Origin of the sequence: Bacillus sp. TH50 (assembly GCF_016650565.1) — a bacterium.
GTDB lineage: Bacteria > Bacillota > Bacilli > Bacillales > Bacillaceae_G > Bacillus_A > Bacillus_A mycoides.
Genome location: NZ_JAEKFM010000003.1, coordinates 2,018,467 through 2,043,022 on the forward strand (window position 1 = coordinate 2,018,467; position 24,556 = coordinate 2,043,022).

The following is a 24,556-nucleotide window of genomic DNA, read 5'->3' on the forward strand; positions in this document are numbered from 1 at the left end:
TACTAAAACCTATGTTATAATACCTTTCATGCGCATTAATAGGAGGTAAATTATGTTAAAAAAAGCAATTGCTGAATTTATTGGTACATTTGTACTTGTATTATTCGGAACTGGAGTAGCTGTCATTGGTGGCGGAATTGAAGGAATTGGAACATTAGGTATCGCTATGGCTTTCGGATTATCTATCGTGGCTATGGCATATAGCATTGGAACAATTTCTGGATGTCATATTAACCCAGCAGTATCAATCGCTATGTTCATCAACAAAAGAATGAACGCTATGGAACTTAGCTATTATTTATTAGCTCAAATTTTAGGTGGTTTATTAGGAACTGCAACGTTAGTAACAATTTTACGATCTGCTAAATTACCTTTAGATAATTTAGGACAAAATAGTTTTGGAACTCTTGGTTTATCTGGAGCATTTTTAGTTGAATTCATTTTAACTTTCGTATTTGTTTTAGTTATCGTTGCTGTAACAGGTAAAAAGGGAAGTTCTTCTTTAGCTGGACTAGTAATTGGTTTCACATTAGTATTAATTCACTTATTAGGTATTCCGTTAACTGGAACATCTGTTAACCCAGCTCGTAGTATCGCACCAGCTCTATTCGCTGGCGGAGAAGCAATTTCTCAACTATGGGTGTTCATCGTTGCCCCAATTTTTGGTGGTATCGTAGCAGCTGTTGTAGGAAAGTTTATTTTAAATACGGAAAAATAGAACTTTCAATATTTCCGAATAAAAAAAAGCGAGCCCTCATCATGAGGAAGCTCGCTTTTTTTTATTCTTTAATTTTCGACTTTAAATTTGTAACTAATTGCTGCACCGTTACATTTGCAAGTACGTTTTCCATCGCTTCTTGCGATTGTATTAAAATAATCTCTAATACCGATTGAATATTAGCTCCTACTGGACATTCAATGTTGGGATTTTCATGGAAAGAAAATAGATGTCCTTCTTCTACAACTTCCACAGCTTTATATACATCAAGTAATGTAATTTCATCTAAATCACGAGCAAGTGTCGTACCACCTTTACCAGCTTGTACATCAACAAGTCCTGCTCTCTTCAACATTCCTGTAATGCGACGAATCACAACTGGATTTGTATTCACACTACCAGCAATCCATTCAGAGGTACAGCGAGAGTTTCGATCTATTGCAAGTAACGTTAACATATGAACACCTACTGTAAAACGACTACTAATTCCCATCTGCACACCCTCCTTTTTATTCATTCTATTAAAAGACAACTCTTATTATTATATACTATTTTTAATTTATACATAAAGTGAAACTTTAATCAGTGGGGGTTTTGTTCATCCCCCACTGATTATTAGTTGAACCAATCGGGCGTTTACGGGCAGTTGATCTCCCATCTAACTTCTTTGCTCCAGCTGAATTTTGAGATGGGAGTTTTACTGCCCGTTAATGCGGGGTAAAGAAAAAGCATGATTCCATTAGAAAATCATGCTTTCCCTCTATTATTGACGCTTTATAAATTTCGCTAAATCTTTAAACTTCACTTTATCAGAGTAATTCATTACACCATTTACATAGATACGACTTGTAACAGCATTTAATATACCAATTGTCGCCAATAAAACTACTAATGTTATCGTAATCTCTAGCATACCTGCTTCACCGGCTACAATCCGCGAGAAGGTAACCATCGGTGTGAAAAACGGAACATACGAACTTACAACAACAATAGTACTATTTGGATCACTTAATGATTTAATACTAATGAAGAATGCAGCCATGATCAAAATCATTATCGGGAAAGATACAGCTTGTAAATCCTCTGTCTTAGACACAACAGCTCCAGCCGCAGCGTACATCATCGCATAAAGTAAATACCCCGTAATGAAATAAACAAGAAACATACTTATAACCTTTGCATCTAATTTTGTAAAGTCAATTGGAACACCAAGTAATGAAGCACTTTCTAAATCGACCCAACCTAACAAATAAGGAATAAGATAACCACACGCCAATATTACAAGTTGTAATAACGCCGTTGAAACAACCGCCAAAATTTTCGCATACATCATCGTAAGAGGCTTTACTTTCGGAAGCATTACTTCCATTACACGTGACGCCTTTTCAGATGCAATATTCATTGCGATTGTATTTCCGAAAGCTACAATAAACATATACAAAGCAAATGTAAAGAAATATGCAATTCCGAAAGAAGATGTACGATCTTTTATCGCTTCTTGCTTCACTTGAATTTCTGCTTGTAATTGCTGCGCAATTTCTGGTGAAACATTATTTTTTGCAATCGTCACCTTCGTATATTGTTGTTTTAAATAACCCGCCATAATCGCAGAAGTCGCTTGGCTTGGAAATCCATTATACATATATGTAACTGCTGGAGTCCCATCCTTTTCCGTCACATGGAATAGACCATCTAAATCTCCCTCTTCTACTTGCTTATGCAGTTTATCAAAATCATCTTTTGAACCGACCGTTATTTTTGCTGATGGCAATAGCTTATTTAGCTCTTCTTTTTGTACTTTGTATGTGGAACTCTCTACTACAACTGCAATTTTATCTTTATCCTTATTTTTATCATCGCCTGAAGTAAAATGATTAAATGCAAAAATCCCAAACACAACCAAAAATAAAATCGCACTCGTAATTAATGATTTTTTAGATAAAAATGCTTCTTTAAAATAAAATGAAAATACATGAGAAAATTTACGCATCTTTATTTCGCCCTCTCTACAAAGATTTCGTTTAACGTCGGCTCTAACATTTTAAATTGTCGTAAACCAACACCTTGTTCTTGCAATTGTTGCAAAATCTTTAGAGCTTCTGCATCATCTTGTACTTTCACATAAAGAAGGCCTTGTTGTTTTTCATATGAAACATGTATAGCTTCTAATCCTTTTTCATTCTCTTTTGTATCTTCGATTGTTAAATTACGAAAACCGTATTCTTTCTTAATATCACTTAATTGTCCTTCTACGACCGCTTCACCTTTTTTCAAAATACATACATGTTGGCAAAAAGCCTCTACTTGCTCCATACGGTGACTAGATAAAATAATTGTCTTTCCGCTCTGTACTTGTTCTCCAATAATACTAGCCAACATTCCAGCATTAACTGGATCAAGTCCGCTAAATGGTTCATCCAAAATAAGAAGTTCTGGATCATGAAGAAGAGCAGCAATCAATTGAATTTTTTGCTGGTTCCCTTTCGAAAGTTCTCCTGCTGTTTTGAATTTATATTCTGGGATTGCTAAGCGCTCTAACCAGTAATCAATTGCAAGATCCACTTCTTTTTTCGTCATTCCTTCTAATCTGCCAAAATATCGCAACTGATCTATTACTCTACTTTTTGTATATAAGCCTCTTTCTTCTGGTAAATATCCAATTGTTACCCCGCTATCACCAAATGATTTTCCATCCCACGTAATAGAACCTTCATTTGGCGTTAATAAACCTAGTAACATTTTAATTGTCGTTGTTTTCCCTGCACCATTTCGGCCAAGTAACCCTAACACTTCACCTTTCGGTAAAGAGATTTGCAAACCATTAACTGCTTTAGATTCTCCGAATATTTTTGTTAAGTTTTGAATTTGTAAACTCAATGTATAAAGCCTCCCCTTTAGTATCATTCGTACCCTCTGTTAAAGCCTATGATTGTTCAGAATGAAATATAGTACTATATTTCATTCTCTTATATGTATCACTACACCTAACCCATCATTTGTTTCATTTAGTTAAAATTGTAAATAAAAATCCCGTTTTTGTCAATTATAATTGTCATTACGACAATAAAACTTGTCAAAATAATTATTATTATTTAACCCATCTTTCTAATATAGGACAAACTACTACATATACAAAAGACAATATGCAAATGTTCATAAAAAAAAATATAAAAAGCATTATATTTTAATATATAATATTAAATGATTTACTAACATCAAGGAGGATACATATGAAGATGAAGAGGGGTATTACCACTTTATTATCTGTAGCCGTTCTTTCCACATCGCTTGTAGCATGTTCAGGAATAGCTGAGAAAACAGTGGCGAAAGAAGAAAAAGTACAATTAACAGACCAGCAATTGATGGCTGATTTATGGTATCAAACAGCTGGTGAAACGAAAGCACTATACTACCAAGGATATAATCTTGGTCAATTGAAGCTTGATGCAGCTCTTGCAAAAGGGACAGGCAAAAAACCTGCTATCGTACTTGATTTAGATGAAACTGTTTTAGATAACAGTCCCCATCAAGCAATGAGCGTAAAAACAGGAAAAGGCTATCCTTATAAATGGGACGATTGGATTAATAAAGCTGAAGCTGACGCTCTTCCAGGCGCGATTGATTTCTTAAAATATACAGAGTCTAAAGGTGTAGATATTTACTACATCTCAAATCGCAAAACGAATCAACTAGATGCAACTATTAAAAACCTTGAGCGCGTTGGTGCTCCACAAGCAACAAAAGAGCATATCTTATTACAAGATCCGAAAGAAAAAGGGAAAGAAAAACGTCGTGAACTTGTTTCTCAAACACATGACATCGTCCTATTCTTCGGTGACAACTTATCTGATTTCACTGGTTTTGATGGGAAATCTGTAAAAGATCGCAATGAAACAGTGGCAGAATCAAAAGCACAATTTGGTGAAAAATTCATCATTTTCCCTAACCCAATGTACGGTGACTGGGAAGGTGCTTTATACGATTATAATTTCAAAAAATCAGATGCAGAAAAAGACAAAATCCGTCATGAAAACTTAAAATCATTTGATGCAAAATAACAAAGAGGATGGCTTGCGCCATCCTCTTTTATTGCATATTTCTTGTTAAAGGCAAGATAAACACTTCAACACGTCTATTTTTCGCTTTTCCTTCTGGCGTATCATTTGGTGCAATTGAACGGTATTCTCCATAACCAACTGCACTAAATTTTTCTGGTTGCAATTCTTTATTTTGAAGTAACACCTGCATAAAATTAACTGCACGCTGCGTACTTAATTCCCAATTCGATGCAAACTGTGCGTTTGAAATAGGAACATTGTCTGTATGGCCCGATACGGTAATTTCACGAGGTGATGCTGAAACAAGTAGGTTAGACATCTCTTTTGCAATCCCTAACGATTCCAACTTCACATCTGCTTTCCCTGAATCAAATAGTACATTTTCTAATATCGTTAACATTAATCCTTTTTCAGTTAACTTAGTTTGAAAAGAAGAGGATAGTTGTGTCTCATTAATATATTGATCAATCTTTTTTTGTAATGCTTTCAACTCATCCATTTCTTTTTTTTCTTTAGCTCTATCTTCCGCTTGTTTTTTTGCTTGTTCTGCCTCAAGGCTATTTGCTGATAATTCTTTTTCCTCATTTGGTTTTTGATCGCTTAAAAATTCTTTATTTCCTGTTCCACCGGCTAACTCACTTCGAAAAGCAACTGCCATCTGTTTAAACTTCGCAGCATCTATACTACTCATTGCGAATAATACGATGAACAATGCAAATAACAACGTTAACATATCAGAATACGGAATTAACCAAGTTTCATCAATATGCTCTTCATGTTTTTTCTTTTTGCCTCTTCTATTTTTCTTACTCCGCATTTTTTTCCGCTCCTTTTTCTAGCTTCTTACGCTCAGTTGCAGAAAGCGCACCTAAAATGCGGTTTTTCATAATAAACGGATATGTACCTTCTTGTAACATTAATAAACAATCAATAATTAAACGTTTCTTCTCTAATTCAGCAGCAGACTTTTGCTTCAATTTGTTTGCAAATGGATGCCATAATACGTAACCTGAAAAAATACCGAAAATCGTTGCAATAAACGCACCTGAAATAGCATGCCCTAGCTTTTCAATATCAGTTAAATTTCCAAGTGCAGCTACAAGACCAATAACAGCACCTAAAACCCCTAGTGTAGGTGCATATGTACCAGCTTGCGAAAAAATAGCAGCCCCTTTTGCATGTCTCTCTTCAATCGCTTCTAATTCGGCTTCTAAAATTTGTTCTAAATCCTCTGCAGATACACCATCAATAACAAATTTCATACCACGCAAAAGAAATTCATCTTCAATTTCATCTAATTGTTGCTCTAAAGACAAAATACCGTATTTTCTACTCTCAGATGTCCAATGAACAAATAATTCTAGCAATTGTTCATAACTTAAATCTTTTTTATTTGAACCAAAAAGAACTTTAAATAATTTTGGAACTTTTTTTAGTTGATTCATCGGAAATGCAATACACACTGCAGCAAATGTACCGACGAAAATAATTAGTGCTGCGGCAGGATTTAGTAAGGCTGTTATGTCAGCGCCCTTGACGACCATCCCTACGACTACCGCTAATACTCCTAAAATGATTCCAATAATTGTTGCAAAATCCATTCCCAATCACTCCTAGTCTATACAAGAGGTCTTTTATTCTCAATAATCGCTACATCTTCTTATATACATATATTACATAAAAAATGCACTTCATGAAAGATAAGAAATGAATTATATGAAAAAATACTACATTTTCACACATTTTCTGACATTTTCTTTGCATTTCTATTACGTTACGACTCTTATATTTCTTTTTCAACAAACTAGACTTATAATAAAAACGATACATACTTTATTAAGAAAGGACTGTGATTACAGGGCATCATGAAAAAAATAATAATTATTTCTGCCGCTACTATTGTAATCGGTATCACATCTTTCGTTTACTTTGGTTCTAAATCACCACTACAAAACGAAGCGAAAGCTGTCGAAAATCAAAAACATAATAACCACCAAAAAGAAGAGATTCCTGCTTTTCAAAAAGCTGATCATAATGCAAAGAAACTAGATGATAATTTTTCCGTTGTAACAAATCCAGATTCTGCTCTTGTATTAGTCAATAAACATCGTAAATTACCAGATGGGTACATTCCAGAAGATTTGACGAAACCGAACGTACCATTTACTAGTCCAAAAGATAAAGAGAAAACATTACTTCGCAAAGATGCTGCAGACGCTCTTGAAAAAATGTTCCAAGCAGCGAAAGAAGAAGGTTTAGAACTTACAGCAGTTTCAGGTTACCGTTCTTACAAACGCCAACAGTCATTACATACTACATATATTAAACGCCAAGGAAAAGCTGAGGCTGATTCGGTAAGTGCAATTCCTGGAACAAGTGAGCATCAAACCGGTCTAGCAATGGATATTAGCTCAAAATCTGCTAAATTCCAATTAGAACCAATCTTCGGAGAGACAGCAGAAGGAAAATGGGTTGCAGAACATGCCCATGAGTTCGGATTTGTCATTCGTTATTTAGAGGATAAAACAAAAACAACAGAGTATGCATATGAACCGTGGCACTTACGCTACGTCGGCAATCCATATGCCACATACATATATAAGCACCATCTAACATTAGAAGAGGCGATGGAGGACAAAAAATAAGAGAGCCAATCGCTCTCTTATTTTTCTTTTATTCTATTATAATAGCAATTCCTTCCATTCCTCAGGCCACGGTTCGCCTCTTCCAGTTTTTTTCGATGCTTGGACCATCATACCGCGTCCAACTAAGCAAACTTCTCCTTCTGCATTTTTGACCATATAGTGTAAATCTAAAGAGGAATTCCCAACCGCTCCCGCCTTTACATATACTTTCAACTGCTCATCAAAATAAATTTGTTTAATAAAATTGCATTGTAGATCTGCGACGACTATCATCGTTTCTGATGATTCATGTGTCCATTCTTGCATAAATCCGAGTTCTTTAAACAATGCGATACGCGCTTCTTCAAAATATGTAAAAGCAACGACATTATTTACATGTCCAAACATATCTACTTCACCAAAACGAACTTTGACAGGATTATAAAATGAAAAACCACTTTCCCATTGCTCAAAGTCTTCAATATAAGAAATTCTCTTCATCGTTCCCTCTCCTTTTCGCCCTTAAAATAAAGTGAAACTTTAATCAGTGGGGGTTTTGTTCATCCCCCACTGATTATTAGCCTCCACCAATCGGGCGTTTACGGGCAGTTGATCTCCCACCTAGCTTCTTTGCTCCACCTGAATTTTGAGGTGGGAGTTTTACTGCCCGTTAATGCGGGATAAACAGAAATATAAAGTTATAAATATTGCCTCTTCAACATGAAGAGGCAATATTTATTAATAGTTATTATCGCTACCAAAGAAATCTTTGAACGATTGAATTGTTGTATCACGGTTTAATGCTGCAATTGAAGTTGTTAATGGAATACCTTTCGGACATGATTGCACACAGTTTTGAGAGTTACCACAGTTTGCAAGTCCTCCATCACCCATAATTGCACGTAAGCGATCTGCTTTATGCATTTCACCAGTTGGATGCGAGTTAAATAAACGCGCTTGTGAAAGCGGTGCTGGTCCAATAAAGTCAGACTTACTGTTTACGTTCGGACATGACTCTAAGCAAACACCACATGTCATACATTTCGAAAGTTCATATGCCCATTGACGCTTTTTCTCTGGCATTCTTGGACCTGGCCCTAGGTCGTACGTACCGTCGATTGGAATCCAAGCTTTAACCCGTTTTAACGCGTTAAACATACGGCTACGGTCAACTTGTAAATCACGTACAATCGGGAATGTCTTCATCGGCTTTAAGCGAATTGGTTGCTCTAACTGGTCAATAAGAGCTGTACATGATTGACGTGGTTTTCCGTTAATCACCATCGAACAAGCACCACATACTTCTTCTAAACAGTTCATATCCCATGCAATCGGAGTCGTCTGGTTTCCTTTTGAATCGACAGGATTACGGCGAATTTCCATAAGCGCCGAAATAATATTCATATTAGGACGATATGGAATTTCAAACTCTTGGTCAAACTCTTGTGCATCTGGTCCATCTTGTCTCGTAATGATGAGGCGGATTGTTTTCTCAGACATGTTGCTTATCCCCCTTCTCTTCACCCTTAGCAGCTACATCGTGTTTTGAGGAATAATCACGTTTACGTGGTTTAATTAATGAAACATCCACTTCTTCGTAATGGAATGCTGGTGCCTTTCCTTCTCCCTCAAATTTCGCCATCGTAGTTTTTAAGAAGTTTGCATCATCACGATTTGGGAATTCTGGTTTGTAATGCGCTCCGCGGCTTTCATTACGGTTATATGCGCCAATTGTAATAACACGTGCTAACTCGAACATATTTGCAAGTTGGCGTGTAAATGAAGCACCCTGGTTACTCCATCTAGCTGTATCGTTAATGTTAATGCGTTTGTAACGCGCCATTAACTCTTCAATTTTCGCATCAGTTTCTAGTAACTTTTTATTTTCACGAACTACTGTAACGTTATCTGTCATCCATTCTCCAAGCTCTTTATGAAGAACATATGCATTTTCGTTACCATCAAGCATTAAAATATTGTTAAATTTCTCTGTTTCGATTAATTCATTTTGCTCATATACAGTAGATGAAACAGCATCAGATGATTTAGAAAGACCTTTCATATACTCAATTGCGTTCGGTCCTGCTACCATACCACCGTAAATTGCTGATAATAATGAGTTCGCACCAAGGCGGTTACCACCGTGCATAGAATAATCACACTCACCTGCTGCAAATAAACCTGGAATACTTGTCATTTGCTTATAATCAACCCATAATCCGCCCATTGAATAGTGAACTGCTGGGAAGATTTTCATTGGTAGTTTACGAGGATCATCACCTGTAAATTTCTCATAGATTTCAATAATTCCACCAAGTTTAATATCTAGTTCTTTCGGATTTTTATGAGAAAGATCTAAGTACACCATGTTTTCACCGTTAATACCTAGTTTTTGCTCTACGCAAACATCAAAGATTTCACGCGTTGCAATATCACGAGGTACAAGGTTTCCGTAAGCTGGATATTTTTCTTCTAAGAAGTACCATGGCTTACCATCTTTATACGTCCAAACACGTCCACCTTCACCACGTGCAGATTCACTCATAAGACGTAACTTATCGTCTCCAGGAATTGCCGTTGGATGAATTTGAATGAACTCACCGTTCGCATAATATGCACCTTGTTGATATACAGCAGACGCTGCTGTACCTGTATTAATAATAGAGTTTGTTGATTTTCCAAAGATGATACCAGGGCCCCCTGTTGCCATAATCACGGCATCAGCTTGGAAACTTTTTATCTCCATAGTTTGTAAGTCTTGCGCGACGATTCCTCGGCACACACCTTCATCATCTACAACAGCTCGTAAGAAATCCCAACCTTCATATTTCGTTACAAGTCCTGCTACTTCATGACGACGTACTTGCTCATCTAATGCATATAGTAATTGTTGACCAGTTGTTGCGCCAGCAAATGCTGTACGGTGATGTTGTGTTCCACCGAAACGACGGAAATCCAGAAGTCCTTCTTCCGTACGGTTGAACATAACACCCATGCGATCCATTAAATGAATAATACCAGGTGCTGCATCACACATCGCTTTAACTGGTGGTTGGTTCGCTAAGAAGTCCCCACCATAAATTGTATCGTCAAAGTGGATCCATGGAGAATCCCCTTCACCTTTTGTATTTACGGCACCGTTAATTCCACCTTGGGCACATACAGAATGTGAACGTTTTACTGGTACTAAAGAAAATAGTTCAACATTTACTCCTGCTTCTGCCGCTTTAATCGTTGCCATTAAGCCGGCCAAGCCACCGCCGACTACTATAAGTTTCCCTTTCATGCTCTCCCACTCCTTACTGGTTTGCTAGCTGTGGATCGATGAACGCTAATAATGCACTCACACCTACATAAGATAGACCTAAGAAAATAGCTAATGTTACATAAGTAGAGATTCTTTGTGAACGTGGAGATACTGTAATTCCCCAGCTTATACAGAATGTCCATAGTCCATTTGCAAAGTGGAAAATTGTTGAAACAACACCAACTAAATAGAAACCAAACATAAATGGGTTGTTTAAAATATCTGCCATCATATCATAGTTTACCTCTTTACCTAACAATGCTTGAATACGAGTTTCCCAGACGTGCCAAGAAATGAAGATCAGCGTAACGATACCTGAAATTCGTTGGAAGACGAACATCCAGTTACGGAAATAGCCGTAAGATACCGCATTGTTCTTAGCTGTAAATGCAATATATAAGCCATATATAGCATGGTACAGTATAGGTAAAAAGATGATGAAAATTTCTAGCGCATACCGGAATGGAAGGAGCTCCATAAAGCCTGCAGCTTTGTTAAAAGCCTCTGCTCCCCTTGTTGCAAAGTTGTTTACAATTAAATGTTGCGTCAAAAAGACACCAACCGGAATGACCCCCATTAATGAGTGCCACTTACGAAACGTATACTCGCGGCCTTTCATGTCCCCATTACCCCCTTGAATGTTTGACTGCTGTTTTCAGATTAATTTACAACAATAATGTTTTTTCACTATTGGCATAAGAAAAACTGAAAAAATTATTCGAAATATTTCAGCATAATTTGATAACAAGTTCATTTTACCCCTATTTTTGTCGAAGCGTCAAGAAAACGTATACATAATTTGCACATAATTTGCATATAATTTGCCAATTCTTTTTTTCTTATATATTCAGATTTCCCAAAAGAAAAATCTATTTTTATAAATGAAAAATGTTATATAATAATCCCTATAGAAAGAGGGGAATATTGTGAGCAAAAATACAATCGATATAACATCTTTAGAAGATGTTTCATTGAACGCCTTCGCTTATGAATTGCTACGTGAAGAATTACTACCTGATTTAATTGGTAACGATTTAGATGGTATTTTATACTGGGCTGGTAGAAACCTTGCGAGAAAATATCCGCTAGAAACAATTGAAGAAGTCATTCAGTTTTTTGAAAAAGCTGGTTGGGGCACTTTAAGTATCATTGAACATAAACGTCGTGAAATGCAGTTTCAACTTAAAGGTACACTTATTACTGAGCGTCAAAAACAAAAAAGACATTCATCTTATCAATTAGAAGCTGGATTTATCGCCGAGCAAATTCAAAGACAAAGAAACGTCGTTGCAGAGTCCTATGAGGAACAGAAAAAGCGTTCAGACTCTATTACATTTCTTGTTAAATGGGATATAAAAGATCTCATTGAAGTGTAGCATCTACTTACAGTCAACTAGACATATAAGTTTAGTTGACTTTTTTGTATATTCATTCAGATGAGTTTATTTTAAATCTTCAGAAATTATACCAAAAAACAGAAGACGTTGTAAACTACAACGTCTTCTTATCTGTTAAATAAGTATATATCATCTCTGCAACATTTTTCGGCATACCTGCTTCGACAAATTCAGCTATGGAAGCTTCTTTCATCTTTTTTAACGAGCCAAAATGTTTTAACAATACCTTTTTTCGTTTATCGCCGATTCCTGGAATATCATCCAATGCTGATTGAATGACCGATTTCCCGTGCAACTGGCGATGGAATGTAATTGCAAATCTATGCACTTCATCTTGAATGCGTTGCAATAAATAAAATTCTTGGCTATTCCTCTCAAGCATCACAGGTTCAGGTGGATCTCCAATAATTAAATGGGAGGTTTTATGTTTGTCATCTTTTACAAGCCCTGCCATCGGAATATATAAACCGAGTTCGTTCTCCAGAACATCACTTGTAGCGGCCAGATGGCCTTTTCCACCATCAATAATGATTAAATCTGGTAAAGGTAAATTCTCTTTAAGCGCCCTCGTATAACGGCGTCTTACAACTTCCCTCATAGATTCGTAATCATCAGGACCTTGAACCGTTTTAATTTTATATTTCCGATATTCTTTCTTCGCTGGTTTCCCATCGATAAAAGCAATCATTGCTGAAACAGGATTTGTTCCTTGAATATTTGAATTATCAAACGCTTCAATACGATATGGTGTTTCAATCCCTAGTTGCTTCCCTAGATTATCAACAGCTTTAATCGTCCGTTCTTCATCACGTTCAATTAAGTGAAATTTCTCTTCTAGTGCAATTTTTGCATTTTTATTTGCTAATTCTACAAGATCTTTTTTCTTCCCACGCTTCGGCTGTGTCGCTTCAACTTCTAAAAAGCGCTCTACTAATTCTGAATCTATACTTCCTGGAACAACAATTTCCTTCGGCTTGAAATGACTACTGTTTTCATAAAATTGACCGATAAAAGTTAAAAATCCCTCTTCTGGTTCATCATAAATCGGGAACATAGAAACATCACGTTCAATTAGCTTTCCTTTTCGAACGAAGAAAACTTGAACACACATCCACCCTTTATCAACTGCATATCCAAACACATCACGATCCACTAAATCACTCATAATCATCTTTTGCTTTTCCATAATTGCATCAATATGAGCAATTTGATCTCGCAACTCTTTCGCCCGTTCAAATTCTAGCTTTTCTGAAGCCTCATACATCTTCGTTTCTAATTCTGAACGAATTTCTTTATGCCCACCGTTTAAGAATTTAATAATTTCATCAACAATTTCTTTGTTTTGCTCATCCGTTACTTCTTTCACACAAGGTGCTAAACATTGACCCATATGATAATACAAGCAAACTTTATCTGGCATATTTGAACATTTACGAAGTGGATACATACGATCTAATAATTTCTTTGTTTCATGTGCCGATTGCGCATTTGGATAAGGCCCAAAGTACTTTCCTTTATCCTTTTTTACATTGCGCGTAATGAGTAAGCGCGGCTGTTTTTCAGCTGTAATTTTAATGAAAGGATATGTTTTATCATCTTTTAATTGAATATTATATTTTGGATCATATTTTTTTATTAAATTTAACTCTAAAATAAGAGCCTCCAAATTTGAGGAAGTCACAATATATTCAAAATCAACAATTTCTCCAACAAGCCGAAGTGTTTTCCCATCATGCGAACCAGTAAAGTACGAGCGCACACGATTTTTGAGTACCTTTGCTTTTCCGACATATATAACCGTTCCCTGCTTATCCTTCATTAAATAACAACCAGGTTGATCGGGCAAAATTGCTAACTTCTCTTTTAAATGCTCGTGCACTCGTCTCCCTCCATTTCTACATGCTTATGCTTATCATTTTTATTTTCACATAAAAACATACTATGCCAAAACACCCAACATACGTTCTTTTATTGTAACGGAAAGGTTGTAAAAAAGAAAATAAAAAAAGCTACCAAATGGTAGCTTCTTTATTTTAGAAGTGTTTAGAAACTAATTCTACTAACGCTTCTTTCGGTTTATATCCTAACGCTTGATCAACCACTTTACCGTCTTTTAATACGAAAAGAGCTGGAATGCTCATTACTTCGAATTGACGAGCAGTTTCTTGGTTTTCATCAACGTCCACTTTTACTACTTTTACTTTCTCGCCTAACTCTGAATCGATTTCCTCTAATACAGGAGCGATCATTTTACAAGGTCCGCACCAAGGCGCCCAGAAATCTAATAGTACAACACCTTCGCTAGTTTCAGCTGCGAAGCTTTGGTCATTTGCATTTATAATTGCCATTTTATTTCCTCCTTCAAGTATATTCTACCAAGAGTATATCATTAACTTTTATACGTGGCGAATATTATGTATCGTTATGTATTGTAACAAAAAAATGTTCCTTTATACTATATAAAAATATGGATGAAATACTAAAAAGATGAGAGACAGGGGATCTCTCACCTTTTTCTATATATAGGGGTACTTCACTTGGAACTCAAGGGTACTCAAATCATGAATGTACTTTTAACTTTTTAAACTCTTCTGTTAAAAGAGGTAATACTTCAAACAGATCACCGACAATACCATAGTCAGCTACTTTGAAGATACTAGCTTCTGGATCTTTATTAATCGCAACGATTATTTTTGAATTAGACATACCAGCTAAATGCTGAATTGCACCAGAAATCCCGCATGCAATGTATAGGTCTGGTGTAACAACTTTACCTGTTTGACCAATTTGTAATGAATAATCACAGTACTCTGCATCACAAGCACCACGAGATGCTCCAACAGCGCCGCCTAGTACGTCAGCTAATTCTTTTAACGGTTTAAATCCTTCTTCACTCTTCACACCACGTCCACCAGCTATAATAACTTTCGCTTCAGAAAGATCAACACCTTCTGCAGTTTTACGGACAACATCTTGAATGATTGTACGTAAATCTTTCACATCAACTGTAATAGAAGACACGTCAGCTGTGCGAGACTCGTCTTTTTCAAGAGTTGCAATATTATTTGGACGCACTGTCGCAAATAATATACCATCTGTTACAATCTTCTTCTCAAATGCTTTACCAGAGTAAATCGGACGAGTGAAGATAACATTTCCACCTTCAACTTCTAAAGCCGTTACGTCAGAAATTAAACCAGCTTCTAATTTCGCTGCTAATTTTGGTGATAAATCTTTACCAAGTGCCGTATGTCCAAATACAATGCCTTCTGGCTTTTCTTCAGCATATACAGCTAAAAACGCTTGTGCATATCCATCAGATGTATATGATTTTAATTTATCATTTTCAACTGTCACAACGCGATCTGCACCGTAATGAATCAATTCATTTGCAAAAGAGGCAACGCTGTCTCCAACTAGAAGACCTACCACTTCACCGCCTTCTGCAATTGTTTTTGCTGCTGCTACCGCTTCAAACGAAACGTTACGTAGCGATCCATCACGAACTTCACCCATTACTAATACTTTACGAGCCATAGATTTTCCCTCCTGCATATATAATTTCGTATTTTATTAGATTACTTTCGCTTCTGTATGGAGCAACGATACAAGTTCTTTTACTTGATCTTGCAGCTCGCCTTGTAACACTTTTCCTGCATCTTTCTTAGGAGGCAAATAGATTTCAATTGTTTTTGTTTTTGCTTCCACATCATCTTCTTCTAAATCTAAATCATCTAATTCTACTTCTTCTAGTGGCTTCTTCTTCGCTTTCATAATACCTGGAAGTGATGGATAACGCGGTTCATTTAAACCTTGTTGCGCTGTTACTAGAAGAGGTAATGATGATTCAATTACTTCTGTATCCCCTTCAACATCACGCTCAATCTTCACATTTGTACCATCAATTTCAAGCTTCGTAATCGTCGTTACGTATGGGATATTTAACGCTTCAGCTACTCGTGGACCAACTTGTCCAGATGCACCGTCAATCGCAACGTTCCCGCCTAAAATTAAATCGATTTCTTTATCTTTTAAATATTCAGCGAGCACTTTTGCTGTTGTAAATTGGTCACCATTCTCAACATCATCTTCAATGTTAATTAGTACCGCTTTATCGCAGCCCATCGCTAATGCTGTGCGAAGTTCTTTTTCACTATCCTCGCCACCAACTGTTATAACAGTAACTTCTCCACCTTGTGCATCTCTTACTTGAATCGCTTCTTCAATCGCATATTCATCGTAAGGGTTGATGATGAATTCCGCTTCGCCATCGTAAATTGCACCGTTTTTAATTACGATTTTTTCTTCTGTATCAAATGTTCGTTTCATGAGTACGTAGATGTTCATTCCATTTACCCCCTTATTTTTCAGAAAGATTCTATCAATTTTAAAATTCTGTTAATTTTTATTAAAAAAATAATTAGACTACCTACCACTAAATGAAGGCTTACGCTTTTCTAAAAACGCTGCTACGCCTTCTCTTCCATCTTCACTCGTAAATACTTCACCAAAAATCTGTGATTCACGCTGTACACCTTCATAATAATGAGACGATTTTGTCGTTTGTAATAACTCTAGCACAGCACGAGTTGTTGCTGGGCTTTTTCCAGCAATCTGTTTTGCAATTTTAAGCGTATCTTCTAAAATGGATTCTTCAGAAAACACTCCGTTAACAAGTCCCCATTGTAATGCTTCTGCACCAGTAATTGGTGTACTTGTTAACATCATTTCACAAGCTTTCGCTTTACCAACATAACGTGGTAAGCGCTGTGTACCTGCAAAACCAGGAATTAATCCAAGTGTTAATTCAGGTAAACCAAGCTTTGTACTTTCAGTTACAAAGCGCATGTGGCAAGACATAGCAAACTCAAGGCCGCCGCCAAGTGCCGCTCCATGAATTGCCGCAATAACTGGTTTTGAGCATTTTTCAACACGCTCAAACGTAACTTGTCCAAGCTGTGCTAACTCTGTTGCTTGCTTCGCTTCAGTAACAGATGTAAATTCTTTAATATCTGCCCCTGCTGAGAAGAAGCGTCCTTCACCATGTAAAACAACAACACGAATGTTATCATCCTTTTCCACTTGATCGATTAATTCAGTAACGTCATGCATAACTTGTGAAGACATCGCATTAGCTGGCGCATGATTTAACGTCGCCACCGCGATATGATCTTCAACTTTTACAGATAGGAATTTCAACATGATCCCTCCCATTATTGACGATAACCACAAGCTGCAATAAGTAGCCCATGTACCGTTTTTGAAAGTGCGACCAGATCATACTTATGATCGCTCATTACCCAATTGGTCACAACTTCATCTACTGTTCCAAAGATCATTTGTCTTGCCACGCGAACGTTTAAATCCGCCTGAAATTCACCTTGCTTTATACCTGTCTCTAAAATCTCATCCATAACTTGTAAGTAGCCTTTTAATACTTCATTTATTTTAAGGCGCAAGTCTTGATTGGACTGCCTTAGCTCTAATTGCGTAACGATAGCAAGAGGATCATTTTGTGACAACAGCAAGAAGTGCGTTTCTACCAACATGAATAACTTCGCTACAGCGCTTTCAATTCCTGCTATTTTTTGACGAATTGTTTCAACAAATTCTCCCATCTTCTCTTGGAATAAGGATATTAATATATCTTCTTTATTTTTAAAATATAAATAAATCGTGCCATCAGCTACCCCAGCTTGCTTTGCAATTTTAGAAACTTGCGCTTGATGGTATCCATTCTCCGCAATCACAATGACTGCAGCATCAATAATCTGATTGTATTTCGGTCTATTTTTCTTCACTTTACTGTCCCCTTCAAGAAGATGACTGAATGAATAGTCATTCATATTCTTATAATACTGACTATTTAGAAAAGTGTCAATCCTATTTTTTCAAAAAGAAAGGGCCTTAGCCCGTTTGCTCATCCTCATTCTTTCTCTTCTCTTCATCTATTAGGACACGGCGTAAAATTTTTCCGACTGTCGTCTTCGGCAACTCACTTCTAAACTCATATACCTTCGGAACTTTGTAAGCTGCTAAATATTTACGTGCAAACTGATCTAATTCTTCTTCAGAACACTCAGTTCCTTCTTTCAAAACAACAAACGCTTTTACAGTTTCCCCTCGATACGGATCAGGAACACCGATTGTTACCACTTCTTGCACCTTTTCGTGTTCATATAAAACTTCTTCTATTTCACGAGGATATACGTTAAAGCCACTAGCAACGATCATATCTTTCTTACGATCTTTCACATAGAAAAAGCCATCCTCATCCATGTATCCTACATCACCTGTATGGAGCCAGCCATCTTGCAGTACAGCTGCCGTTTCTTCTGGCTTATTCCAATACCCTTTCATAATTTGTGGGCCCTTTACAACAATTTCACCAATTTCACCTGGAGGTAATGACTCTCCTGTTTCAAGTGACATGATGATTGCCTCTGTATCCGGCCACGGTACCCCAATACTTCCCGGCACACGCTTTTCCCACAAAAAATTCCCATGTGTAACTGGTGATGACTCCGTTAATCCATAACCCTCTACTAATTTACCACCTGTAACTCTCTCAAACTCCTCCTGCACTTCTACAGGAAGCGGTGCAGAACCACTAATACAAGCCTGAATTGAAGAAATATCATATTCTTTTAAAAGAGGACTATTTAATAGAGCAATATAAATGGTTGGTGCTCCTGGAAATAGTGTAACTTTATGTTTCTTAATTGCTTCAAAAACCATTTTCATATCAAACTTCGGAATAAGCACCATTTTATATCCTTGCATAATACTTAAATTCATTACGGCTGTCATCCCGTACACATGAAAAAACGGAAGAACACCAAGAATTACCTCTTCTCCTTCTTTACAATTATATAACCAATGCGCTCCCATTAAAGTGTTCGAAACGAGGTTTTTATGCGTTAACATAACCCCTTTTGGAAACCCTGTCGTTCCCCCTGTATACTGCAAAAGGGCTAGATCATTTTCAGGATCACATGGAACTTCAACATCAGCATTACTTTCTCTTTCTACCGATTTCCAAAGATGAATCGTTTCGCTTTCCGACACATTCACAACAAGATTTGCCTGCTTTTTTTGTACAAATGGATAAAGTAAATTTTTAGGGAATGGTAAAAAATCTGCAATACGGGTTACGATAATATGCTCAAGCTTTGTTGCAGTTTGAACATTAGTAACTCTCGGAAACACTAAATCCAGACAAAGAATAGCTTTTGCCCCTGAGTCATGAAGTTGGTACTCAAGCTCTCTTTCTGTATAAAGAGGATTCGTTTGTACAACAATCCCCCCCGCAAGCAAAGTACCATAATAACCAATTACAGATTGCGGACAATTCGGTAACATAATCGCAACTCTATCGCCTTTTTCAATACCAAGCCTTTGAAGGTAATTCGCAAATTTCTTTACCTTGTCATGGAAATCTGAAAATGTAACATCTTTCCCTAAAAATTGAAGCGCTTTCTTTTCTGGATAACGAGCAGCCACTTTCTCTAAATATCCATGAAGTGGCTGAATATCATATGAAATCGTACCTGGAATTTCATCTGGATAGCTCTGCAACCAAGGTTTTTCCACTCTCATTCCCCCTTCCAATACTTGTGAAAATAAATGAATGTTCATTCATGATGGTTGTTTTCATTATATTATAGTCGTAACATCGTTACAATCATAATATTCTGACTTTTTTATAACTATGCTTTACTTCCTTAACTTCTTATTATATGTAGAAACTCTCCTAATTTTAAAAGAATAAGAGAGTTCACGTTACTTAGCTTAATCTTATAATCGTTAAAACTGCACCAGGTGTAGTCGTTGATAATGTGGCAACAGCTAACAATCCAAACAACTGCAAACTAATTGCACTACCCGCTGCCAAAGTTGTAATAATTGTCGCACTAAATGAAGTCGTTGCTAATGCGGGAGAATTGATAGTCCCAGCAAGCGGTGCACCATTAATTGTAATTCGCGAACTAACTAATAATGAAGCCGTTATATTAATTGTATATGAAATATAATAATTCCCCGCATTTGCGGCCGTAAATACAGTGTTCCCCCCCGACACTGTAATTCCCGGACCGATATTCTGATTATTTGGAAGTGGGACATTTGTTCCACCAAGAAGCACTGATATTGCCGCTCCTGATGTATTATTCGCAAATACATACGTTGCCGTGATACTTGTACCTGTTACTCCCGTCGCTCCTGTTTCACCTGTTGCTCCCGTTGCTCCTGTTGCTCCTGTTGCTCCTGTTGCTCCCGTTGCTCCCGTTGCTCCTGTTGCTCCTGTTGCTCCTGTTGCTCCTGTTGCTCCTGTTGCTCCTGTTGGGCCTGTTGGGCCTGTTGAGCCTGTTGGACCTGTCGCTCCTGTTGCTCCCGTTACTCCTGTCGCTCCCGTTGCTCCCGTTACTCCCGTTGCTCCTGTTGCTCCCGTTGCTCCCGTTGCTCCCGTTGCTCCCGTTGCTCCCGTTGCTCCCGTTGCTCCCGTTGCTCCCGTTGCTCCCGTTGCTCCCGTTGCTCCCGTTGCTCCCGTTGCTCCCGTTGCTCCCGTTATTCCCGTTGCTCCTGTTGCTCCTGTTGCTCCCGTTGCTCCTGTTGCTCCTGTTGCTCCCGTTGCTCCCGTTGCTCCCGTTGCTCCCGTTGCTCCCGTTGCTCCCGTTGCTCCCGTTGCTCCCGTTGCTCCCGTTGCTCCCGTTGCTCCCGTTGCTCCCGTTGCTCCCGTTGCTCCCGTTGCTCCCGTTGCTCCCGTTGCTCCCGTTGCTCCCGTTGCTCCCGTTGAACCTGTCGCTCCTGTATCACCTGTCGCTCCTGTTAGACCTGTTGGACCGAGCTTAGGAACTGTCCCATCGCAACTAAAACAGCACGAATCAACATGTAAACCATTTTGATTATTACATCCACAATATCCATTTGCATTATTACTCCATAAAGACATGTTGACCCTCCTTCGTGTTCGATCTTTTAAGTAAGCCCACTAATTAAAAATATCTTTCTAATAAAAATCAGTTTTTATTTTCCTTATCGACTACCCGCTCTGGAACAAACCTTTTATAAACAAAGTTTTTTTCCTTACATTCTAATAAATATTACATGCAATACGCTCTCCTTTCGCTTGTACTTTTGCCTTCCTCATTAAAGGAATTTCAGCTCCTTCAACCTTGATACACGTATGCATTTCAATACGATATATTAAAATCCGTATAAATCATTATTTTTAGTCAAAATTTTAAAAAAATATTGACACTTAAAACGCCCTCATAGTATGATTTTGGTGTTGTAATTGATAACGATTTTCAATATCGTACATATTGCAAATAAAACATTTTATTTGGGGGCAGAAGATGAAGAAAATTTTCAGTATTTTTATAGTAGTTCTTCTATTCGCTGTTGGATGCGGGCAGCAAAAAGAGGAGAAAAAAGAAACAAAAGCGGACAATAAAAATCAAGCTATAACAATTAAACACGCTGAAGGGGAAACGAAGTTAGATAAACCAGCGAAAAAAGTTGTTGTACTTGAGTGGGTATATTCAGAAGACTTATTAGCGCTTGGTGTTCAGCCAGTAGGGATGGCAGACATTAAGAATTATAATAAATGGGTAAATACAGCAACAAAACCAGGTAAAGATGTTGTCGATGTAGGAACACGTCAACAACCAAACTTAGAAGAAATTAGCCGTCTAAAACCAGATTTAATTATCACAGCTTCATTCCGTAGTAAAGCTATTAAAAACGAATTAGAGCAAATCGCTCCTACAGTTATGTTCGATCCATCAACAAGCAATAACGATCACTTTGCTGAAATGACAGAGACATTTAAACAAATTGCAAAAGCAGTTGGAAAAGAAGAAGAAGGTAAAAAAGTATTAGCTGATATGGATAAAACATTTGCAGATGCAAAAGCGAAAATTGACAAAGCAGACTTAAAAGATAAAAACATCGCAATGGTACAAGCATTTACAGCTAAAAACGTACCAACATTCCGTATATTGACTGACAATTCTACAGCTTTACAAGTTACAAAAAAATTAGGTTTAACAAACACTTTTGAAGCTGGGAAATCAGAGGCAGATGGTTTCAAACAAACAACTGTAGAATCATTACAAAGTGTACAAAATTCAAACTTCATTTACATTGTAGCGGATGATGATAACATTTTTGACACGCAACTAAAAGGTAACCCTGCTTGGGAAGGGTTAAATTTCAAAAAAGAAGACAAAATGTATAAATTAAAAGGCGACACTTGGATTTTCGGTGGTCCTGAGTCTGCAAAATCTTTAGCAACACAAGTAGCAGATGTAATGACAGCGAAGAAGTGATTACACGATGAATAGCTTACAACATACACTTCGAGCAAGTCTTGTATTCGGAGGAGGAGCAGCTCTCTTGCTCCTCCTTTTCTTTATTCATATCGGACAAGGGCAAGCAAACATTTCCTATAGTATGATTATTGATGCTCTTATCTCACCGAACCAATCACTAGAGCATCAAACTTTAATCATGCTTCGATTACCTAGAGCTGTAATTGCCATTTTAGCTGGAGGTGCTCTTGCTGCATCTGGGGTTATTTTACAAACATTAACGAAAAATCCACTTGCTGAATCCAGTACAATGGGTATTCACTCTGGCGCATATTTCTTTCTAGTAGCGGCTACAATTTTCTTACCGAAAGGTCTGCAAATTAATTCACTTCTTTTCACATTTATCGGCGGTGCTATTACTGCTTTATTTGTATACCGTATTTCTGGTGGGAAAAAGGGAACCCCACTTAGAATGGCACTAGCTGGTATGGTCGTTACATTAATGCTTTCTGCCTTTACCGGAACGATGCAGCTTTTCTATGAAAATGAAACAGCTGGTTTATTTTTATGGGGAGCTGGATCTCTTATTCAAAATAACTGGGATGGCGTTCAATTTGCTTTTCCATTTATCATTATTTCTTTCCTAGTTTTACTATTTATGTCTCGTAAACTCAACATCCTCTTACTTGGTGATGATGTTGCTGTTTCTCTTGGTGAAAAAACAGCAGTAACACGTCTTATCGCCTTCATTGCTGCGATCTTTTTAACAGCAGTAATTGTAACTGTTGTTGGACCAATTGGATTTGTCGGCTTAGTTGCACCACATTTAATGCGTCTTATTGGCTACCGTCAACACTTTACTCTCCTTCTCTCTTCTTTCTTATGGGGAGCTGTACTATTACTTGGAGCTGATGTCGTTGGTAGACTAATAGATCCAACTGGGGCTGAACTTCCTGTCGGAGCAGTCACAGCAATGATTGGATCACCTTGGCTTATTTATTTAGTGTATCGAATGATGAAATCGAAACAATATATGAATGATAACGGCGCAAATGCAGCTGGAGCTAGTTCTCGCTATTACTCTTATAAAAAGGTAATCATTATCTCTATCACACTTTGCATTGTGACGATTGCTCTTGGTGTTACAATCGGTAGTAACGCTTATATCGAAAGTATTACAAATGTTATATCAGGACAATTAACACAATTTGATAAAAATATGATGATGAACCTTCGTTTACCAAGAATGCTCGTTGCTGCTATCGCTGGAGCATGCCTTGCGATAAGCGGACTTGTTTTCCAAGGTATATTACGAAACCCACTTGCCGATCCTTCTATTATTGGTATTTCATCGGGAGCAGGTGTTGGCGCTTTAACTATTATGTATGTCTTCCCTGCACTTCCTGGTTTCTTCCTACCAATTGGTGCGTTTATTGGTGGACTACTTGCAGTTGGAATTGTCCTCTTCTTCTCATGGAAATCAGGATTTAGTCCAACAGCTCTTGCTTTAATAGGAATTGGCATTTCAGCGCTCGGCTCAGCGATTATTCAAATCTTTATCGTTAGAGCAAATTTGAATGTTGCTGCGGCCTTAACATGGTTGTCAGGCAGTACGTATGCAAGAGGATGGAATCACTTAGAAAATATCATTCTATATCCATCTCTTATTCTTATACCAATTATCTTTTTCTTAATGAAACAACTTGACGTTCTTGTACTTGGAGATGATTTAGCAACCGGACTCGGGCAGCCTGTAAATAAAACGCGTCTTGCTCTAATTGTGTTAGCGACACTACTTGCATCTGTAAATATCGCAGCTGTCGGTACGATTGCCTTTCTAGGTCTTGTTGCACCTCACTTAGCACGAATCGTCGTTGGTATGAATCATCAAAGACTATTCGTTTGTTCAGCACTATTTGGAGCAATCCTTCTTTCCATTGCTGATTTACTCGGACGAACAATTGCATATCCGAAAGAAATCCCTTCTGGCCTTGTCGTTGCTGTACTTGGAGCACCTTATTTCTTATGGTTGATGAGGAAGAGTGGGAAGAAGGTTGGTTAAAAAAAGAGGCTTCTTAATATGAGAAGCCTCTTTTTTATTCGTTCTGATAGGTTAAAAGGAAACTATCTTTTTTTCAC

Annotated in this window: 23 protein-coding genes; 6 read left to right on the forward strand and 17 right to left on the reverse strand. The window is 37.4% G+C overall.

Annotation, left to right across the window (positions count from 1 at the left end; all coding sequences use genetic code 11):
* The first annotated feature begins 52 nt into the window (after positions 1 to 52).
* On the forward strand, positions 53 to 718 hold the full coding sequence (locus JFU23_RS10465; RefSeq protein ID WP_002067333.1) for an aquaporin: 666 nt from the start codon (positions 53 to 55) through the stop codon (positions 716 to 718).
* 61 nt (positions 719 to 779) lie between these two features.
* On the opposite strand, the gene JFU23_RS10470 is transcribed toward JFU23_RS10465, so the two are convergent.
* From JFU23_RS10470 to JFU23_RS10480, 3 genes are all read right to left on the reverse strand, one after another.
* A complete protein-coding gene (locus tag JFU23_RS10470) occupies positions 780 to 1,211 on the reverse strand; it encodes an Rrf2 family transcriptional regulator (protein WP_002088848.1) in 432 nt (143 codons plus the stop codon).
* A gap of 270 nt (positions 1,212 to 1,481) precedes the next feature.
* Positions 1,482 to 2,708: an ABC transporter permease gene (locus JFU23_RS10475; RefSeq protein ID WP_002167617.1), complete on the reverse strand. Its 1,227-nt coding sequence runs from the start codon at positions 2,706 to 2,708 to the stop codon at positions 1,482 to 1,484.
* Positions 2,709 to 2,710: 2 nt separating this feature from the next.
* Positions 2,711 to 3,595 (reverse strand): ABC transporter ATP-binding protein, encoded by an 885-nt coding sequence (locus JFU23_RS10480; RefSeq protein ID WP_016120853.1) that lies wholly within the window; start codon positions 3,593 to 3,595, stop codon positions 2,711 to 2,713.
* Positions 3,596 to 3,948: 353 nt separating this feature from the next.
* Here JFU23_RS10480 and JFU23_RS10485 point away from each other — a divergent pair, with 353 nt between their 5' ends.
* Positions 3,949 to 4,776: a 5'-nucleotidase, lipoprotein e(P4) family gene (locus JFU23_RS10485; protein ID WP_085312452.1), complete on the forward strand. Its 828-nt coding sequence runs from the start codon at positions 3,949 to 3,951 to the stop codon at positions 4,774 to 4,776.
* 28 nt (positions 4,777 to 4,804) lie between these two features.
* Here JFU23_RS10485 and motB read toward each other — a convergent pair whose 3' ends face one another.
* Positions 4,805 to 5,593 (reverse strand): flagellar motor protein MotB, encoded by a 789-nt coding sequence (motB, locus tag JFU23_RS10490; RefSeq protein WP_085312453.1) that lies wholly within the window; start codon positions 5,591 to 5,593, stop codon positions 4,805 to 4,807.
* The gene (motA, locus tag JFU23_RS10495; RefSeq protein WP_002088856.1) at positions 5,583 to 6,377 is read right to left on the reverse strand and encodes a flagellar motor stator protein MotA; all 795 of its coding nucleotides are present in this window, start codon (positions 6,375 to 6,377) and stop codon (positions 5,583 to 5,585) included. Before motA ends, motB begins: the two co-directional genes overlap by 11 nt.
* 264 nt (positions 6,378 to 6,641) lie before the next feature.
* On the opposite strand from motA, the gene JFU23_RS10500 reads away from it, so the two are divergent.
* Complete coding sequence (locus JFU23_RS10500; protein WP_201031854.1) at positions 6,642 to 7,421, forward strand: M15 family metallopeptidase; 780 nt, start codon at positions 6,642 to 6,644, stop codon at positions 7,419 to 7,421.
* A gap of 36 nt (positions 7,422 to 7,457) precedes the next feature.
* Here the strand turns inward: JFU23_RS10500 and JFU23_RS10505 are convergent, their stop codons facing one another.
* The 4 genes from JFU23_RS10505 to sdhC form a co-directional block, all read right to left on the reverse strand.
* Positions 7,458 to 7,901: an acyl-CoA thioesterase gene (locus JFU23_RS10505; RefSeq protein WP_002088859.1), complete on the reverse strand. Its 444-nt coding sequence runs from the start codon at positions 7,899 to 7,901 to the stop codon at positions 7,458 to 7,460.
* A 237-nt stretch (positions 7,902 to 8,138) separates the two neighbouring features.
* On the reverse strand, positions 8,139 to 8,900 hold the full coding sequence (gene sdhB, locus JFU23_RS10510; RefSeq protein WP_002088861.1) for a succinate dehydrogenase iron-sulfur subunit: 762 nt from the start codon (positions 8,898 to 8,900) through the stop codon (positions 8,139 to 8,141).
* On the reverse strand, positions 8,893 to 10,686 hold the full coding sequence (sdhA, locus tag JFU23_RS10515; RefSeq protein ID WP_201031855.1) for a succinate dehydrogenase flavoprotein subunit: 1,794 nt from the start codon (positions 10,684 to 10,686) through the stop codon (positions 8,893 to 8,895). The genes sdhB and sdhA overlap by 8 nt, the downstream gene beginning before the upstream one ends.
* A gap of 13 nt (positions 10,687 to 10,699) precedes the next feature.
* Entirely contained in the window at positions 10,700 to 11,326 is a 627-nt protein-coding gene (gene sdhC / locus JFU23_RS10520; protein ID WP_002015407.1) for a succinate dehydrogenase cytochrome B558, read from the reverse strand.
* Between the two features lie 307 nt (positions 11,327 to 11,633).
* Between sdhC and JFU23_RS10525 the strand changes: the two genes are divergently transcribed.
* The gene (locus tag JFU23_RS10525) at positions 11,634 to 12,083 is read left to right on the forward strand and encodes a YslB family protein (protein ID WP_002015405.1); all 450 of its coding nucleotides are present in this window, start codon (positions 11,634 to 11,636) and stop codon (positions 12,081 to 12,083) included.
* A 115-nt stretch (positions 12,084 to 12,198) separates the two neighbouring features.
* Here the strand turns inward: JFU23_RS10525 and uvrC are convergent, their stop codons facing one another.
* From uvrC to JFU23_RS10565, 8 genes are all read right to left on the reverse strand, one after another.
* Positions 12,199 to 13,983 carry an excinuclease ABC subunit C gene (gene uvrC, locus JFU23_RS10530; protein WP_002088863.1) on the reverse strand — a complete coding sequence of 595 codons (1,785 nt, stop codon included), beginning with the start codon at positions 13,981 to 13,983 and terminating at the stop codon, positions 12,199 to 12,201.
* A gap of 154 nt (positions 13,984 to 14,137) precedes the next feature.
* On the reverse strand, positions 14,138 to 14,452 hold the full coding sequence (gene trxA / locus JFU23_RS10535; RefSeq protein ID WP_000974757.1) for a thioredoxin: 315 nt from the start codon (positions 14,450 to 14,452) through the stop codon (positions 14,138 to 14,140).
* A gap of 211 nt (positions 14,453 to 14,663) precedes the next feature.
* A complete protein-coding gene (etfA, locus tag JFU23_RS10540; protein ID WP_002015402.1) occupies positions 14,664 to 15,641 on the reverse strand; it encodes an electron transfer flavoprotein subunit alpha in 978 nt (325 codons plus the stop codon).
* A gap of 36 nt (positions 15,642 to 15,677) precedes the next feature.
* On the reverse strand, positions 15,678 to 16,451 hold the full coding sequence (gene etfB, locus JFU23_RS10545; RefSeq protein WP_002088867.1) for an electron transfer flavoprotein subunit beta: 774 nt from the start codon (positions 16,449 to 16,451) through the stop codon (positions 15,678 to 15,680).
* Between the two features lie 78 nt (positions 16,452 to 16,529).
* Positions 16,530 to 17,306, reverse strand: a complete 777-nt coding sequence (locus tag JFU23_RS10550; protein WP_002088868.1) for an enoyl-CoA hydratase — start codon at positions 17,304 to 17,306, stop codon at positions 16,530 to 16,532.
* 11 nt (positions 17,307 to 17,317) lie between these two features.
* On the reverse strand, positions 17,318 to 17,905 hold the full coding sequence (locus JFU23_RS10555; protein ID WP_012261773.1) for a fatty acid metabolism transcriptional regulator FadR: 588 nt from the start codon (positions 17,903 to 17,905) through the stop codon (positions 17,318 to 17,320).
* Positions 17,906 to 18,011: 106 nt separating this feature from the next.
* Positions 18,012 to 19,697 carry a long-chain-fatty-acid--CoA ligase gene (locus JFU23_RS10560; protein WP_201031856.1) on the reverse strand — a complete coding sequence of 562 codons (1,686 nt, stop codon included), beginning with the start codon at positions 19,695 to 19,697 and terminating at the stop codon, positions 18,012 to 18,014.
* A 193-nt stretch (positions 19,698 to 19,890) separates the two neighbouring features.
* Positions 19,891 to 21,054 (reverse strand): BclA C-terminal domain-containing protein, encoded by a 1,164-nt coding sequence (locus tag JFU23_RS10565; protein WP_201031857.1) that lies wholly within the window; start codon positions 21,052 to 21,054, stop codon positions 19,891 to 19,893.
* A 406-nt stretch (positions 21,055 to 21,460) separates the two neighbouring features.
* On the opposite strand from JFU23_RS10565, the gene JFU23_RS10570 reads away from it, so the two are divergent.
* Together JFU23_RS10570 and fhuB are read left to right on the forward strand one after the other, a co-directional pair.
* A complete protein-coding gene (locus tag JFU23_RS10570; protein ID WP_002143295.1) occupies positions 21,461 to 22,435 on the forward strand; it encodes an ABC transporter substrate-binding protein in 975 nt (324 codons plus the stop codon).
* 7 nt (positions 22,436 to 22,442) lie between these two features.
* The gene (gene fhuB / locus JFU23_RS10575; RefSeq protein ID WP_088293454.1) at positions 22,443 to 24,479 is read left to right on the forward strand and encodes a Fe(3+)-hydroxamate ABC transporter permease FhuB; all 2,037 of its coding nucleotides are present in this window, start codon (positions 22,443 to 22,445) and stop codon (positions 24,477 to 24,479) included.
* Positions 24,480 to 24,556: the final 77 nt, after the last annotated feature.